At 69.9% G+C, this 13,961-nt stretch carries 16 protein-coding genes; 6 read left to right on the forward strand and 10 right to left on the reverse strand.

From position 1 onward, the window contains the following. Nucleotides 1-80: 80 nt before the first annotated feature. Entirely contained in the window at nucleotides 81-497 is a 417-nt protein-coding gene (locus HNR40_RS23025; protein ID WP_184964610.1) for an STAS domain-containing protein, read from the forward strand. 120 nt (nucleotides 498-617) lie between these two features. Here the strand turns inward: HNR40_RS23025 and speB are convergent, their stop codons facing one another. From speB to HNR40_RS23040, 3 genes are read right to left on the reverse strand one after another with little or no spacing between them, the layout of a single operon-like run. Next, nucleotides 618-1,655, reverse strand: coding sequence for an agmatinase (speB, locus tag HNR40_RS23030; protein WP_184964612.1), 1,038 nt, complete (start codon nucleotides 1,653-1,655; stop codon nucleotides 618-620). A gap of 10 nt (nucleotides 1,656-1,665) precedes the next feature. After that, entirely contained in the window at nucleotides 1,666-2,790 is a 1,125-nt protein-coding gene (locus tag HNR40_RS23035) for a LysR family transcriptional regulator (protein WP_184964614.1), read from the reverse strand. A gap of 9 nt (nucleotides 2,791-2,799) precedes the next feature. Further along, complete coding sequence (locus tag HNR40_RS23040) at nucleotides 2,800-4,227, reverse strand: alpha/beta hydrolase family protein (RefSeq protein WP_312896484.1); 1,428 nt, start codon at nucleotides 4,225-4,227, stop codon at nucleotides 2,800-2,802. Between the two features lie 158 nt (nucleotides 4,228-4,385). Here HNR40_RS23040 and HNR40_RS23045 point away from each other — a divergent pair, with 158 nt between their 5' ends. Next, a complete protein-coding gene (locus HNR40_RS23045) occupies nucleotides 4,386-4,628 on the forward strand; it encodes an AbrB/MazE/SpoVT family DNA-binding domain-containing protein (RefSeq protein ID WP_246509380.1) in 243 nt (80 codons plus the stop codon). After that, complete coding sequence (locus tag HNR40_RS23050) at nucleotides 4,625-5,677, forward strand: alpha/beta fold hydrolase (protein ID WP_184964616.1); 1,053 nt, start codon at nucleotides 4,625-4,627, stop codon at nucleotides 5,675-5,677. Before HNR40_RS23045 ends, HNR40_RS23050 begins: the two co-directional genes overlap by 4 nt. Here HNR40_RS23050 and HNR40_RS23055 read toward each other — a convergent pair. Both HNR40_RS23055 and HNR40_RS23060 read right to left on the reverse strand, forming a co-directional pair. Continuing rightward, entirely contained in the window at nucleotides 5,674-5,913 is a 240-nt protein-coding gene (locus HNR40_RS23055) for a hypothetical protein (RefSeq protein ID WP_221340726.1), read from the reverse strand. The genes HNR40_RS23050 and HNR40_RS23055 overlap by 4 nt on opposite strands. A 189-nt stretch (nucleotides 5,914-6,102) precedes the next feature. Next, complete coding sequence (locus tag HNR40_RS23060; RefSeq protein WP_184964617.1) at nucleotides 6,103-6,966, reverse strand: AraC family transcriptional regulator; 864 nt, start codon at nucleotides 6,964-6,966, stop codon at nucleotides 6,103-6,105. Nucleotides 6,967-7,088: 122 nt separating this feature from the next. Here HNR40_RS23060 and HNR40_RS23065 point away from each other — a divergent pair, with 122 nt between their 5' ends. Both HNR40_RS23065 and HNR40_RS23070 read left to right on the forward strand, forming a co-directional pair. Further along, nucleotides 7,089-7,844, forward strand: coding sequence for an SDR family NAD(P)-dependent oxidoreductase (locus HNR40_RS23065; protein WP_184964619.1), 756 nt, complete (start codon nucleotides 7,089-7,091; stop codon nucleotides 7,842-7,844). A gap of 107 nt (nucleotides 7,845-7,951) precedes the next feature. Then, nucleotides 7,952-8,488, forward strand: a complete 537-nt coding sequence (locus HNR40_RS23070; protein ID WP_184964621.1) for a GNAT family N-acetyltransferase — start codon at nucleotides 7,952-7,954, stop codon at nucleotides 8,486-8,488. Here HNR40_RS23070 and HNR40_RS23075 read toward each other — a convergent pair. From HNR40_RS23075 to HNR40_RS23095, 5 genes are read right to left on the reverse strand one after another with little or no spacing between them, the layout of a single operon-like run. Next, nucleotides 8,485-9,483 (reverse strand): amidohydrolase family protein, encoded by a 999-nt coding sequence (locus tag HNR40_RS23075; protein ID WP_184964623.1) that lies wholly within the window; start codon nucleotides 9,481-9,483, stop codon nucleotides 8,485-8,487. The genes HNR40_RS23070 and HNR40_RS23075 overlap by 4 nt on opposite strands. Further along, entirely contained in the window at nucleotides 9,480-10,241 is a 762-nt protein-coding gene (locus HNR40_RS23080) for an ABC transporter permease (RefSeq protein WP_184964625.1), read from the reverse strand. Before HNR40_RS23080 ends, HNR40_RS23075 begins: the two co-directional genes overlap by 4 nt. Next, nucleotides 10,238-11,014 carry an ABC transporter ATP-binding protein gene (locus HNR40_RS23085; RefSeq protein ID WP_184964627.1) on the reverse strand — a complete coding sequence of 259 codons (777 nt, stop codon included), beginning with the start codon at nucleotides 11,012-11,014 and terminating at the stop codon, nucleotides 10,238-10,240. The genes HNR40_RS23080 and HNR40_RS23085 overlap by 4 nt, the downstream gene beginning before the upstream one ends. Beyond that, nucleotides 11,011-11,760 carry an ABC transporter permease gene (locus tag HNR40_RS23090; protein WP_184964629.1) on the reverse strand — a complete coding sequence of 250 codons (750 nt, stop codon included), beginning with the start codon at nucleotides 11,758-11,760 and terminating at the stop codon, nucleotides 11,011-11,013. Before HNR40_RS23090 ends, HNR40_RS23085 begins: the two co-directional genes overlap by 4 nt. Further along, a complete protein-coding gene (locus HNR40_RS23095) occupies nucleotides 11,757-12,725 on the reverse strand; it encodes an ABC transporter substrate-binding protein (protein ID WP_184964631.1) in 969 nt (322 codons plus the stop codon). Before HNR40_RS23095 ends, HNR40_RS23090 begins: the two co-directional genes overlap by 4 nt. Nucleotides 12,726-12,882: 157 nt before the next feature. On the opposite strand from HNR40_RS23095, the gene HNR40_RS23100 reads away from it, so the two are divergent. Further along, entirely contained in the window at nucleotides 12,883-13,893 is a 1,011-nt protein-coding gene (locus tag HNR40_RS23100) for a LacI family DNA-binding transcriptional regulator (RefSeq protein WP_184964633.1), read from the forward strand. Nucleotides 13,894-13,961: the final 68 nt, after the last annotated feature.

Here is a 13,961-nt window from a genome sequence, read left to right on the forward strand (position 1 = left end):
ACCACTGTTATAGGAACATCGTATACTGAAATATCTTTCCTGTATTGCCATTCGCCCATAGAGTAGGGTGACGCCGTTGAGTGGAGCTTCTGCCCGGGGAGATCACCGAGGTCATGATGACGCCGCTGTCCTTGATGACCGTCAGCATGCTGCGTGGCACGCTGATCACCGTCACCGGTGAGCTGGACGCCGGCAACGTCACACAGCTGGCGGACTACGTCGCCGAACGCCACAGTGAGCCGGGGCTGCCCCTGGTCCTCGACCTGAGCGGGCTGACCTTCATGGACAGCACCGGCCTGAGCCTGCTCCTCCACCTGAGAGCCGCCTCTGGCGAGCACGGCGGCACCCTCCACCTGGCCACCGTGCAACCCCGGCCCGCCCGCATCCTCGAGGTCACCGGCGCCTACCGCCAGTTCAACATCCACCCCACCCTCGAAACAGCCCTCCAAGCCTCCGGCCTGACCTCCGCCGACCCCTCATCAGCCGACATCGCCTGACACACGGCGGGGCGGTAACCACACAGCCGTCACCCGCTCACATCGTGGGAGCTGTGCCATCGAGGCAGCGGCACCCCGTCATCGACGGACATCGCGTGACCCGTGTTGTAGGAGCACCCGTCATGGGCTGACATCGCCGGATGTGTGCCGTTGGAGCAGCGGCTCGGCGGGCTTCCACGGCTGAAGCTGGCCGCGCTTCTCCGCCCGTTGCCTGGCCAGGCCGGACAGCGCCTCCAGCACCACGCGGCTGCCGAGCATCGCGGTCACGTCGGCGTGGTCGTGGGCGGGGGCGACCTCGACCACCTCGACCCCCACGATCGGCAGTTCGTAGGACAGGCGGCGCACGGCGTCCAGCAGTTCACGGGAGGTCAGGCCGCCCGGTTCCGGTGTGCCCGTTCCCGGCGCCATGCCCGGGTCGACGACGTCGATGTCCACCGACAGGTACACGCCGTCGCACTCGTCCAGCGCGATCTCGGCCGCCTCGCTCAGGCACTCGGCCAGTCCGCGCTCGACAAGCTCGGTCATCTCGTACGAGCGCATCCCCTGCTCGGCCATCCAGCGCAACGTCTCCGGCCCCGGCCAGTAGCCGCGCAGCCCGATCTGCAGGAACCTGTCGCCTCTGGCCGCCCCGGACTCGATGAGCCGTCGCATGGGCTGGCCGTGCCCGATGAGCGTGCCGTACGAGCTGTCGCCGGTGTCGGCATGGGCGTCGAAGTGCAGGACCGAAACCCTGCCCCAGCCGGCCGCGCGGGCGACGCCGGTGATGTTGGGCAGCGCGATCGAATGGTCACCGCCGAGCACGAGCGGGATCTTGCCGGCCGCCGCGACCGTGTGAACCGCCTGCTCCAGGGCGGCGTGCGCCGCGTAGCCGTCACCGCTGAGCATCATGACGTCACCGGCGTCCTTCACCCGCAGATCCAGCAGGCTGTCCACGCCGAGGGCGAGCGACGGCCGGACGCCGTCGTGTTCGAGATAGCAGGCCTGCCGGATGGCGCCCGGACCGAAGCGGGCGCCCGCCCGGTAGGACGTTCCTCCGTCGTACGGCGCGCCCAGGATGACCACCTCGGCCTCGTCCCAGGAGGCCGGATCGTCCAGGTCGCAAGCGGGAACGCCGAGGAAAGTGAGATCGGGACCATACATCGCGCCAAATCGGGTCATGACCGCATCCTCACAGCGACGGGTCCCGCACCGGAACGCCCCGCTTTTCTGCACCACCTCCATATGCTCTATGGAGCTCGTTCCAGAGCCGATCCACGACGGCGGGGCGGGGCCCGGCGGGGGTGACGAACTGGATCCCGCGTGCGCCCACATCCTGAAGCACAGGCCGGGAGACCACGTCGTACCCCTGCTCGAAGGCGAGCTCCGGCACCAGCGCCACCGCACCCCCGGCGCCGACGAAGCCGTGGATCACGCTGTAGTTGTCGGCCCGCAGCGCGATGCGCGGACGGAACCCGAGGGACTGGCAGGTCGCATAGAGGGTCTGGTCACTCGGGTCATAGGAGCCACTGGAGATGATCCACCCCTCGCCCGCCAGCAACCCAAGATCGACAGGCCCATCTTCGGCAGCCAAGGCATGGTTTCCGGGCAGCAGCAACCGATAGGGATCATCCATCAACGTCCGAACCCGCAGATCCGCCCCGTACCGCCCCCTCACCCCCGCCCCGACCTTCGACCCCCCACCCTCACGCGCCTCCACCCCCGAACCGTGGCCAGACTCCACCACCGAATCGCGACCGGACGGCGCACCCAAGCCGTGGTCGAGCTTCGCCGCCGAGCCATGGCCAGGCTGCGCAGCCGGGTCGTGGCGGGGGTTCGCGGTCGTGATGTGGGCGGGTTTGGCGGCTGCGACGTCGTAGATCAGGGCGCAGTGCAGTGAGCTGGCCCGGAGCCGGGTGAGGAGGTCTAGGGGTTCGGCCTCGGTGAGTTCGATCCGGACGTCGCTGCCCTCGGTGGCGCGGCGCAGGGGGCCGGGCAGCAGCTTGGTCGCGGCCGTGGTGAACGCGCCGACCCGCAGCGTGGACACGCCGTGGGCCAGGCGCGCAGCCACGTCCGACTCCACGCTCTCGACCCGCTCCAGCACGACCGCCGCGTGCTCCAGCACCATCGCCCCGATGTCGGTCAGGACCGCACCGGTGGGACCGCGTTCGACCAGCCGGGCGCCGAGGTGAGTCTCCAGCGCGTCGAGGTGGTAGCTGATCGTGGGCTGGCCGTAGTGGAGCCGGCGGGCAGCCCCGGCCAGCGAGCCGCTGACCGCGATCGCCCTCAGCACGTGGAACTGGCGTAGATCCATCATCCATACATGCTATGGAGGGAAGGTGGTCAGCTCGCCGTACGTGGACAGGGTCTTGGCCAGGTCGGTTCCCTTGCCGCGGAGCGTGGTGTCCAGGAAGGCGGCGGTGACGGCCGAGGTGAGGCGGGGCCCGGCGGTGCGTTCGGCGGAGCCGATCAGTGAGGGCAGTGGCGGCAGGTAGAGGGGCGCGTCGGTGAAGGTCAGGTGTGCCGAGCCGGGGACGGTGAGCCGGTAGCTCGCCGCCGTGCTGAGGTCGAGCACCCGGGTGAGGCGGGAGAGGTAGTCCTGCTCCTCCCCTGGCCCGATGTCGTGTGTGAGCGCGAGCACGGGCTGACGGAACGGCTGGGCTACGGGGTCGCGCGGATAGCCGTCCAGCACGATGACCGCGGCGAACCGGGTGTCCTGCCGCGCGGCCTGCAGTGCGGCGGCGCCGCCGAGGGAGTGGCCGGTCGCGGCGGCCCGGTTCAGGTCGAGGCGTCCGGCCAGCGGCCCTTGGATCTCGCCGCTGTGCATCCGGCCGAGCTGTGTGAGCACGAAGCTGAGGTCGCCCGCGCGGACCGCCGTCCACCCGGCCGCCAGCCGCTCGTCCTCCGCGTCGTCACCGGTCGCCGCCAGCCGCGTGCGTACGGCCCTGCCGTCGTCGAGCACGACCACAGCCGAGTCGTAGGGATGGTCGACCCCCGCCACCACGTACCCCCGGCTGGCCAGTTCCTCGGCCCAGGCCGTGTTCTGGGTGCGCACCCCGCCGAGCCCCGGCGAGAAGAGCACGACGGGAAACCGCTCACTCCCGCCCGCCACCGGAGCCTCCGGCGTCGAACGCGCATGGGCACGCGCCACCTCGTCGAGCGTGAACCCGGGCACCCCGAGATACGCCGCGGCGCCCGCGGCCACGATCCGCGCCTCCTCCGCCGTGCGCCCGAGGTAGCGGCTCTGCCGGGCGCCCGTGGAGTCACTGGAGGGGTACCAGAGCTGGACCACGACCGTCCGCTGGTCACCGGCCTTGGCGGTGGCGGTCTCCTCCCGGTCGGCGTCGGTCCACTGCACCACGGTGGTCCCGACCGCGTACGCCCCAGGCGGCTTCGGAAACACCGGCAGCGGCAACGCCCACGACGCCCCCGTGCCCGCCACGACCAGGCCCAGACCGGCCACCGCCCCCGGCAGCGCCGCCCACCACCGCGCCCTGCGCACCGGCCGCCCGGCCCGCGCTCTCATCAGCACGAACCCCGCGAACGCCAGCGCCACTCCCCCGGCGGCCAGCACCGGAACGAGCTGCCAGCGCACCCCGAACACGGCCAGCAGCACCGCGCACACCGCGAAGACGGCCCCGGCCGCCAGCGCGATCGGCCGCCGCGCGGGAGGCGGGAGCCAGCGGGCCAGCACCAGCGCCACGACGGCCAGGACGGCAAGGATCTCCACGAGAGACAGCCCGAGAATCGTCACCCGCTCATTCTTCGGATCGCGGCCCCGCAGGGCATCAGCTCTAGGTCCAGACCTGCTTGCTCCCCTGGTATGACCTCGCCCGCCGATGTCCCACCAGGGTCTGACACCCACTAGTAGGAAAAGTGGGTAATATGCGAATAGTTGGCATAGGAGGGCGTATGGCGGGGAAGATGATCGAAGGCCCGGATGGCCGGTACATCGTGGGCACGGTGAAGATCGGGGAGAAGGGGCAGATCGTCATCCCGAAGGACGCACGGGACCTGCTCGACCTCCAGCCGGGCGACACCCTGCTCGTGCTCGTGGACCGCAAGCAGGGCATCGCGCTGGTCGACAACGAGCGGTTCCGCAACTTCGCCAACGGCGTGCTGGCCGCACAAGAGTCCGCCCAGGAGGAGGGGTGACCGGCTACCGCAACCCGTTCGTTGGGCAAAGCGACCCGTTGCCGCCCGCGCTGGCGCGGGCCGGGTTCAAGCAGGAGTTCGCCACGTTCGACGGGACGGTCATCAGCTATGTCCAAGGCCCGGAGACCGGGATGCCACTTCTGCTCGTCCCCGGGCAGATGAGCCTGTGGAGCAGTTACCGCCGCGTCATGCCGGAGCTTTCGCGGCGGTTCACGGTCTTCGCCGTCGATGTCCGGGGCCATGGGAACTCCTCCTGGACGCCCGGCGACTACTCCTGGGACTCCGCGGGCTGCGATCTGGCCCGCCTGTTGCGCGAGGTCATCGGCCGCCCGGCGATCGTCAGCGGCAACTCTTCGGGCGGCGTCCTGGCTCTGTGGTGCGCCAGCCGTACCCCGGAAGAGGTCGCCGCGATCGTGCTGGAGGACCCGCCGATCTTCTCGGCCGAGATGCCGCGCTTCCGCGACCGGGACCGCTGGGTCTACGGCAGCCTCGCGCACGCCGTCAGCGTGCTCGGCGACCTCGACCCGCGGCGGGTCGCCGGCATCTACCGCCAGGAGATCCCCGTCTCGGAGACCAGGAGCGTCCGGATGCCGGAGCGGCTCGTCGGCCTGCTCGACCGGCTCATCGCCCGGCATCGGCGGCGGCGCCCCGGACGCCCGGCGAGCCTGGGCGTCCGGTGGCTGCCGCGTTCGCTGGAGGAGATGGTCCGGGCGGCGTCGATGTTCGATCCGGACTTCGCCCAGGCCTTCCTCGACGGCCGCTTCTATGGCGATTTCTCCCACGAGGCCGCCCTCCGTTCGACGACCTGCCCCGTCCTGCTGCTGCACGCCAACTGGAACCGCTACGACAACCACGGGCTGGTCGGCGCGATGGACGACGACGACGCGCGGAGGGTACGCGAGCTGGCGCCGCAGACCGTCTACCGGCGCATCGACGCCAGGCATGTGATCCACGGCGACAAGCCGCACGCGTTCAGCAGAGCGCTGACCGACTTCGCCGCAACGCTCACCGGGGAAGCACCCAAATCCTCCGGGCGATCACACGCCTAAGTCCTCCAGGTGACAGCGGCGGCGACGACAAGACCGGCGATCGCCAGCACGCTGCTCGTGACGAACGGATCGGCGAGGCCGGGCGCGACCCCGAGGCCGATGTACACCGTGATGCCGGTCGACCCGCCGAGCTGATCGGCCGCGCGCTGCACGCCGGAGGCCACACCCGCGTCGTCCTCGCTCACCCCGGCCACCGCGGCGTACTGCAGCCCGACAAGGACCAGCCACGACCGCACGGAAGAAAGAAGAGGGAATGACACAGGAACGCTCCGGTGCGCGAAGAGGAATTCGGGCGACACGAAGCGACGGATTGTTCAGCAGAAAGTGAAAGTGGAACGCCCCGCCGCTAGCGGAGCTTGCTGGTCACGGCGGCGGCAGCCGCGGCAGAAGCGCCCGACATACCGCGCACGATACCAAGCGTGGATCTATGCGCGCAGACGGGCGGCGTCCTGGCTCGGGGCCGCGCCGAACTGGCGGCGGTACTCCCGGCTGAACTGCGACGGGTTGTCATACCCGACGCGGCGGCCGACCCCGGTGACGTCGCCCGGGTGGGTGGCCAGCAGCAGCCTGGCCTCCTGCAGCCGGATCTGCTTCTGGAACTGGATGGGGCTCATCGCGGTCACCGCCTGGAAGTTGCGGTAGAAGGCGGAGACGCTCATGCCGGACAGGCGCGCCACGTCCTCGACCTTGAACGGCTGCGCGTAGTGCTCCCGGATCCAGCGCACGGCCCGGGAGACGTGGCTGAGACCGCTGTCGGCCAGGCCGAGCTGGCGGACCGTGGCGCCCTGCTCGCTGGTGATCAGCCGCCAGAGGATCTCGCGCTTGATGAGCGGGGCCAGCACGGGCCGGTCGCGTGGCTCGTCGAGCAGGCGCAGCAGCCGTACCACCGCCTCGAGCAGTGCGGGCGGGGCGTCGCTGACGACGATCCCGGACGGCACGCGGGCGCTGTCACCGGGCCCGGCCTGCAGGAGCAGCTCGGCGACGGCGGCCGGTTCCAGCGTGAGCCCGAACCCCAGGGCGGGCTGATCGGGCGCGTCCTGAAGGAACTGCCCGGTGACCGGCAGATCCACCGAGGCGACCAGATACTGCCCGGCGCGGTACTCGTACACCCGGTCGCCCAGGGCGAGCCGTTTGGCGCCCTGGGCGATGACGGCCAGCGTGGTGCCGGTCATCGACGGCTCGGGCGGATCCGGCCGGTCGACCTTCGAGATGAGGACGCCGTCGATGGCGGTGGTCCAGTCGGGGCGTACGTGCCGGCTCAGCAGGGAGCGGAGCTCGTCCAGACTCATAGGTCCATCACTCCCACAGCTGGGAGGATCGTGCAAGTACGGGAGACCATCATTCTAACGTTTTGACTGGTCAGGCAGCTTGAATGGAATCACCGCACTCCACTCGTCGAGAGGATTCCATTATGAGGGTCGCCATCGTCACCGGCGCCAGCTCCGGCATCGGGCAGAGCGCCGCGATCGAGATCGCCAAGCGCGGAACCGGCGTCATCCTGACCTACGCCGCCAACCCGCAAGGAGGCCTGGACACGGTCGCCGCGATCGAGAAGGAGGGCGGCACCGCCGTCGCGCTGCCGCTGGACGTCGGCGAGAGCGCCTCCTTCGCCGCCTTCCGCGACACGGTCGCCGGCGTGCTGCGCGACACCTGGCAGCGCGACACCTTCGACTACCTGGTCAACGCGGGCTTCGCGCGTACCTCATTGATCGAGGACATGACCGAGGAGACGTTCGACCGGCTGAGCGCGGTCCTGCTCAAGGGGCCGTTCTTCCTGACCCAGAAACTGCTCCCCCTGATGGCGAACGGCGGCGCCGTCGTCAACACGAGCAGCAACTCCACCGCGAAGGCCGGCCTGGAGCCCGGCTACTCCGCCTACGCCTCGATGAAGGGCGGCCTGGACGTGCTGACCCGGTACATGGCCAAGGAGTTCAGCCCGCGCGGCATCCGCGTCAACGCCGTCTCGCCGGGAGCGACCCGCACCCGCCTCGCCGACGACGCCTTCGCCCGCTTCCCCGAGGTCATCCCGCCGCTCGCCGCCAGGACCGCGCTCGGCCGGGTCGGCGAACCCGAGGACATCGGCACGATGATCGCCACGCTCGTCTCCGACGAGAGCCGCTGGGTCACCGCCCAGGTCATCGAGGTGTCGGGCGGCTACAACCTCTGACCGGCCACGAGGAGGCCCAACCCCGGTACGGCCCCGCCCGGGTGCCCGTGCGAAGCTCAGAAGAGCTCTTCGGCACCCAGGCCGTCCCCACGGAGAGGAACTCGCGCATGGACATGCCACTGGTCACCGACCGCCTGATCATCAGGGACTGGTCGGCCGACGACGCCGAGGCGGCGCTGGAGATCTACGGCTCCGTCGACGTCACCCGGTGGCTCACCCCTGCCATGCACCGCGTCGAGGACGTGGCGGGCATGCGATCGGTCCTGCAGGCCTGGCAGGAGGCTCAGCCCAACCTGCTCAAACCGCGCGGACGGTGGGCGGTCCAGCTCCGCGAGGGGGGCGAGGTGGTGGGCGGGCTGAGCATCCGGCTGCTTCCGCCGTACGAGGAGGACCTGGAGGTGAGCTGGCAGCTGGACCGCAAGGCGTGGGGCCACGGCTACGCCACCGAGGCCGCCCGAGCCCTCATCGCATGGGCGTTCACGCAGGACGTGGACGAATTGTTCGCCGTCGCCCGCCCGGCCAACCGCCGCGCCATCGCCACGGCCGAGCGCCTGGGCATGCAGTGGGTCGGCGAGACGGCCAAGTATTACGATCTCACCCTGCAGGCCTACCGCATCCGCCAGAGCGATCTGCCCGGGGTCTAGAGCCCGATCATGGAACTGATGTTGAGGTGGTAGATCCGGTCGCGGGCCTCCGGAGAGAGGTCGAGCGAGCCGATCGCCTTGATCGTCTCCCGGATGTACATGGGCCCTCCTTCCGGGTCGAACGGGCAGTCGGTGGCGAACAGGACGTGGTCGGGACCGAAGAACTCCAGGCCGCACCGCATACCGATCGCGGAACCCGACAGCGCCGTGTCGGCATAGAAGCGGCGGAAGTACTCCAGCAGCCCCTTGGGCAACTGCTCGCCGAGCACCTCTCCCTCGGTGCGGCTGCCGAGCTGGTCGCTCCACCCCAGACCGATCCTGCCCTCCAGGTAGGGGATCATCGCGCCCATGTGATGCGTGATGATCTTGATGGCCGGATGGCGTTCGAACAGGCCGGAGAAGACCAGCCGGGACATGGCGACGCTCGTCTCGTACGGCCAGCCCAGAGCCCACCAGATCTCAAACCGGGAGGCGTCCTCGGTGGCGTAGTCGGCGAAGGCGGCCCCGCGCGCCGGGTGCATCCAGATGGGCAGGTCGCGCCGGGCCATCTCGTCGAAGACGGGCCGGAACGCCGGATCGTCCAGCGGGCGGCCGCTCACGTTGGTGAACACCTGCACGCCGCGGGCGCCGAGGTCGTCGATGGCGTACGCGAGCTCGGCCATGGCCGCGTCCGGGTTGTTCATCGGCAGGGAGGCGACGAAGGCGGGGAAGCGCTCCGGGTGCTCGCGGCACAACTCCAGCATCGACTCGTTGGCCAGCCTGGCCAGCTCGGGTGAGTCCCGCGGCCCGGCGAGCAGTTCGATCGGCGGCGAGGACAGGGTGAGGATCTGCTGGTAGTCGTCGCCGAACTCCTCCATCATCCGCAACCGCGCGCCGACGTCGTGCAGCGCCGTCAGTTCCAGCCAGCGCTTGAGCGCGCCGGGGTCGACGGCGAGTTCGCGCATGCGCTCGAAGTAAGGCGCGGGCAGGATGTGGCTGTAGGCGTCGATCTTCATTGACTTCCCCTCGATGTTTGCGGAACCCAGCCGGTCAGCCTGCGGTCGACGGCCTGGACCAGCCAGACCGCGCCCAGGGCGACGGCGATGATGACCAGCAGCACGGCCAGGACGCTCGCGCTGTCGAAACGCCCCCCGGCCTCGGTGACGATGTGGCCGAAGCCGACCACGGCGATGAACATCTCTCCGTTGATCATGCCGGTCACGGCTCTGCCCACGCCGAGCCGTACCCCTGCCATGATCATCGGGGTCGCGGCGGGGAGCAGGACCCGCAGCAGGACCTGACGCTCGCTCGCGCCGTAGGAGCGAGCCATCTCCACCAGGTGCGCGGGGACGGACTGGATCGCCGAGGCGGTGTTGATGATGATGACGAACGTCGCGTACATGACCACGACCGCGATGATCGAGCCGCGCCCGTCGCCCAGCAGTGAGAAGAAGATCGGCGCGAAGACCAGCGCGGGGGCGGTGAGCAGCGCGTAGACGTAGACGCCGAGGGCGGCCTCCACCTTGCGGTAACGGCCCATCGCGACGCCGACGAGCAGCCCGGCGACCAGGGAGATCGTGAAGCCGATCAGCAGGTTGACCAGGCTGTCGGCGACGCTCTGGAGGATCTCGCCGGCGGCCGCCATCTCCGCCAGGCGCACCGCCACGGTGCTCAGCGGCGGGAAGAAGGACACGCCCGCCAGCCGGCCGATCAGCTCCCACGCGACGGCGCCGGTGGCCAGGCTGACGGCGGCGGCCGGAACGCGCGCTCTCATCGCGCCGCCCGGTGCTCTTCGTGCATGTCGCGCAGCCGGTCCCACAGGTAGGCGGTGATCTCGGCGTACTTGCCGGAGCGTTCGAGCGAGCGGGCACGCGGACGCTCCAGCGGCACCGGCACGATCTCGGCGATCTGTCCCGGTCGTGCGCTCATCAGCACCACCCGGTCGCCGAGCAGCACCGCCTCCTCCATGCTGTGGGTGATGAACACGACGGTCAGCCGGCTTTCCTCCCAGATCGACAGCAGCTCCTCCTGCAGCAACCGCCTGGTCTGCTCGTCGACCGCGCCGAACGGCTCGTCCATCAAGAGCACCCTCGGCTGTACGGCCAGCGCCCGCGCGATCCCGACCCGCTGCTGCATGCCCCCGGACAGCTCGGCGGGGCGCTTGGTCTCGAATCCGGCCAGCCCCACCATGGCGATCAGCGCACGGGCACGCTCCTGGCGCTCGGCCCTGCCGACCCCGCGCAGCTCCAGCCCGAACGCGACGTTGTCCAGCACGGTCGCCCACGGCAGGAGGGCGAAGTTCTGGAAGACCATGGCGCGGTCGGGCCCGGGACCGCGCACCTTCGTGCCATCGACGACGATCTCGCCGGAGTCCACGGGGACCAGCCCCGCCACGGCCTTCAGCAGTGTCGTCTTCCCGCAGCCGCTGGGACCCAGCACGGTCAGGAACTCGTTCTCGGCCACGTCGAGATCGACGTCGCTCAGCGCCTGTACCCGGCCGCCGTCCTGGCCGACGAAGCTCTTGCTCAGTCCACGGATCTCTATCATCGGACGCTCCTTCCGGTGAGCTTGCGTTCGCCCCAGCGGGCCACGGAGATCAGCAGGAGCGCCTCCGCCAAGATGATCACGATGGTCGCGTAGAGCTGCGGCGCCTTCAGCAGGCCGCGGTACTCGAGCATCAGCCCGCCGAGGGCGGTGGAGACCATGAGCAGCTCCACGAGCACCATCCCGGTGACCGCGCGGCCGATGCCGAGCCGGATCCCGGTCATGATCGCCGGCAGGGCGCCGGGCAGCAGGACGCGGGTCCAGATCCGCCGTTCGTTCGCGCCGAAGCTGCGCGCCATCTCGATCAGGGACGGGTCGACCTGCCTGACGCCCGCGCGGCTGTTCACCACCACCATCACGATCGCGAAGATCGCGACGAGGATGACCCGTGCGGCCAGGCCGTACCCCACCGACATCCCGAGCAGGGGGATGATCGCGGCCATCGGCGTGACCAGCAGGATGTTGAGGTAGACGTCAGCGAACCGTTCGAGCGTCCGGAACCGGCCGAGCACGATGCCCAGCGGGACCCCGACGCCGACCGCGAGGGCGAAGCCGAGCACGAGCGCCTGGTTGCTCGCGTACAGCGCCTGCCACAGCTCGGCGCTGCCCAGCAGCTTCACGCTCGCCCCGACGGTCTCCGTGAAGGTGGGGATGAGCAGGCCGCCGCGCACGCGGGCGTAGACCTCCCAGCTCACCGCGAAGATCACGAAGGTCAGCAGCTGGTACGGCAGATGCCCCCGCCTGGTCACGCCGCCGCCTTGATGAAGGACAGATCGGTGGCGTCCTTCGCCGTCATCCCCGGCTCGATCACGCCGGCGCGGACGAAGAAGTCGATGGTGACCTGCATGTTGCGCTCCGTCAGGCCGGCCGCGTCGAACAGGCCCGCCTCAACCGAACGCTCGGCGATCTCGGCCACGTCATCGGTCTCCTCCTCCGGCAGATATGTCTTCACGAGGCTGACCAGGTGCCGCGGGTCGGCGTTGATCTTGGCGTGCTCGCGCACCAGCGCGGAGACGAACAGTTGCGCCACGTCCCGGTGCTCGGCGAGGAATCCGGTGTTGGCGTAGACCGTCTGCGGACGCAGGTCGGGCAGGGTCTCGCCGAAGTCGACGACCTGGGTGAACGACGAGTCGCCCGAGCGCTCCAGGGCCACGACGTCGGCCAGTTCCAGCGCCGTGGCGTCGATCTCGCCCGCGACCAGGGCCTGGGCGCGCACGTCCGATCCGCCGATGGTCAGGTACTCGGGCTTCCGGCCGCCGGTGCACTGCGTGCGCACCCACTCCTCGGTCATCGCGGTGGCGACCGCGCCCCGGCTGAAGATCCCGAACGGCCGGCCGTTCAGGTCGTCACACGTGACCCGGGACTTGCCGTAGATCGCCCACTGGTTGCCGATCGCGTCGGCGACGATCCGGATCGGCGCCTCTTGCTCGATGGCGCTCAGCGCGGGGCTGGTGGCCTCGGCGGAGAACGCGTACGCGCCCTCGGCCAGCCCTCCGATGGCCAGTTCGGGCTCCGCGAGCTCCACCACCTCGACCTTGTGGCCCGCCTGCCTGACCACGTCGACGGCGGCGAGAATCGGCACGGTGGTGATGTCCGGCTCGGTGACGGCGATCGAGAACGAGAGGGTCCCGTCGGGATTGGTCTCGGTCCCCCGAACGCCGCACGCGGCCAGTGCGGACATCACCGCCAGCGCCGCGAGCCTCTTCAGATGCATAATGCTCCTTGTCAACGGCTAGGCAAACGTATGCCTTAACCGAAGGATAGAGAGAAGGATCGGGCCCCCGTCAAGGGCGTTCTCCGCAGAAGACATCAGATCTGCCCGCTGACCTCGAATGACGCAGGCAAACGTTTTCCTCGCTATGCTGAGTGCCGTGAGCTCATTGGTGGAAGTCGCACGAGCGGCCGGCGTCTCCGTGTCGACAGCGTCACGGGTGCTGACCGGCTCCAGTCACCCGATCTCGGCCAAGACCCGCGCCAAGGTCATCGCGACCGCGGAGAAGCTCGGCTACTCACCCAGCGCTCTCGCGCGGGCTCTGGTGTCACGCAGTAGCAGGCTCATCGGCGTCCTCGTCAGCGACATCGTCAACCCCTACTTCTCCGTCATCGCCCGCGGCATCGACGACGTCGCCAGCCGCGCCGGTTACGTCACCATGCTGTCCAACGTCGACCGGCGTACCAGCACGGAGATCAGCAGGCTGCGGACGATGCGCGACTACCGCGCCGCCGGGGTGATCATCGCCGGCAGTGGCTTCGAGGCCGATCCGCTCGCGCCGGATCTGGCCGTGGCCGTGGGGCAGGCCAAGGAGCAGGGCATCCAGGCCGTGTCCCTGACGAGCCGCGATCTCGGCTGCCCGGTCATCACCGCCGACAACGAGGGCGCCGCCCACGACGTCACCGATCATCTCCTCTCGCTCGGCCACCGCCGGATCGCCTTCATCGAAGGCCCGCCGGGCATGACCACCAGCAAGCAACGCCGCGACGGCTTCCTGGCCTGCATGAACGCCGCGAACCTGAGCGACGTGGCGCGGTGCCTGCCCGGCGGTTTCGACTTCGAGGCCGGCCATCTGGCCGCCATGCGGCTCATCGCCCGCCCGCCGCTGCCCGACGCCATCCTCGCGGCCAACGACGAGGCCGCCGTCGGCGCGCTCAACGCGCTGCGGCAGGCCGGCATCGACGTGCCGGGCGAGATCTCCGTCGCCGGCATCAACGACCTCAGACTCGCCCGGTTCGTCGGCCTCACCACGGTGAGCCTGCCGCTGTACGAGATGGGCGCCATGGCCGCCCAGCACGTGATCGACGCCCTGCCCGGCGACGCGACGACCACCCTCCTGAGCCACCGCGTCATCCCCCGGGAGACCACCGCCCGGCGGCCGCCCGGCTAGGCGGCGGCGTTCCTGCCGGAGGGTCGAGTATCTTGTGCTCGCGCTCGCAGTTCACGGGAGGAACACGG

It is taken from the genome of Nonomuraea endophytica, assembly GCF_014203235.1.
GTDB classification, from domain to species: Bacteria; Actinomycetota; Actinomycetes; order Streptosporangiales; family Streptosporangiaceae; genus Nonomuraea; species Nonomuraea endophytica.

What these genes read in the sequence shown, in the direction of transcription:
- HNR40_RS23075 (WP_184964623.1), bottom strand. Translation starts at nt 9,483, where the DNA reads ATGAAGATCGACGCCTACAGCCACATCCTGCCCGCGCCTTACTTCGAG.
- HNR40_RS23070 (WP_184964621.1), top strand. Translation starts at nt 7,952, where the DNA reads ATGGACATGCCACTGGTCACCGACCGCCTGATCATCAGGGACTGGTCG.
- HNR40_RS23060 (WP_184964617.1), bottom strand. Translation starts at nt 6,966, where the DNA reads ATGAGTCTGGACGAGCTCCGCTCCCTGCTGAGCCGGCACGTACGCCCC.
- HNR40_RS23035 (WP_184964614.1), bottom strand. Translation starts at nt 2,790, where the DNA reads ATGATGGATCTACGCCAGTTCCACGTGCTGAGGGCGATCGCGGTCAGC.
- HNR40_RS23045 (WP_246509380.1), top strand. Translation starts at nt 4,386, where the DNA reads ATGGCGGGGAAGATGATCGAAGGCCCGGATGGCCGGTACATCGTGGGC.
- HNR40_RS23095 (WP_184964631.1), bottom strand. Translation starts at nt 12,725, where the DNA reads ATGCATCTGAAGAGGCTCGCGGCGCTGGCGGTGATGTCCGCACTGGCC.
- speB (WP_184964612.1), bottom strand. Translation starts at nt 1,655, where the DNA reads ATGACCCGATTTGGCGCGATGTATGGTCCCGATCTCACTTTCCTCGGC.
- HNR40_RS23085 (WP_184964627.1), bottom strand. Translation starts at nt 11,014, where the DNA reads ATGATAGAGATCCGTGGACTGAGCAAGAGCTTCGTCGGCCAGGACGGC.
- HNR40_RS23080 (WP_184964625.1), bottom strand. Translation starts at nt 10,241, where the DNA reads ATGAGAGCGCGCGTTCCGGCCGCCGCCGTCAGCCTGGCCACCGGCGCC.
- HNR40_RS23065 (WP_184964619.1), top strand. Translation starts at nt 7,089, where the DNA reads ATGAGGGTCGCCATCGTCACCGGCGCCAGCTCCGGCATCGGGCAGAGC.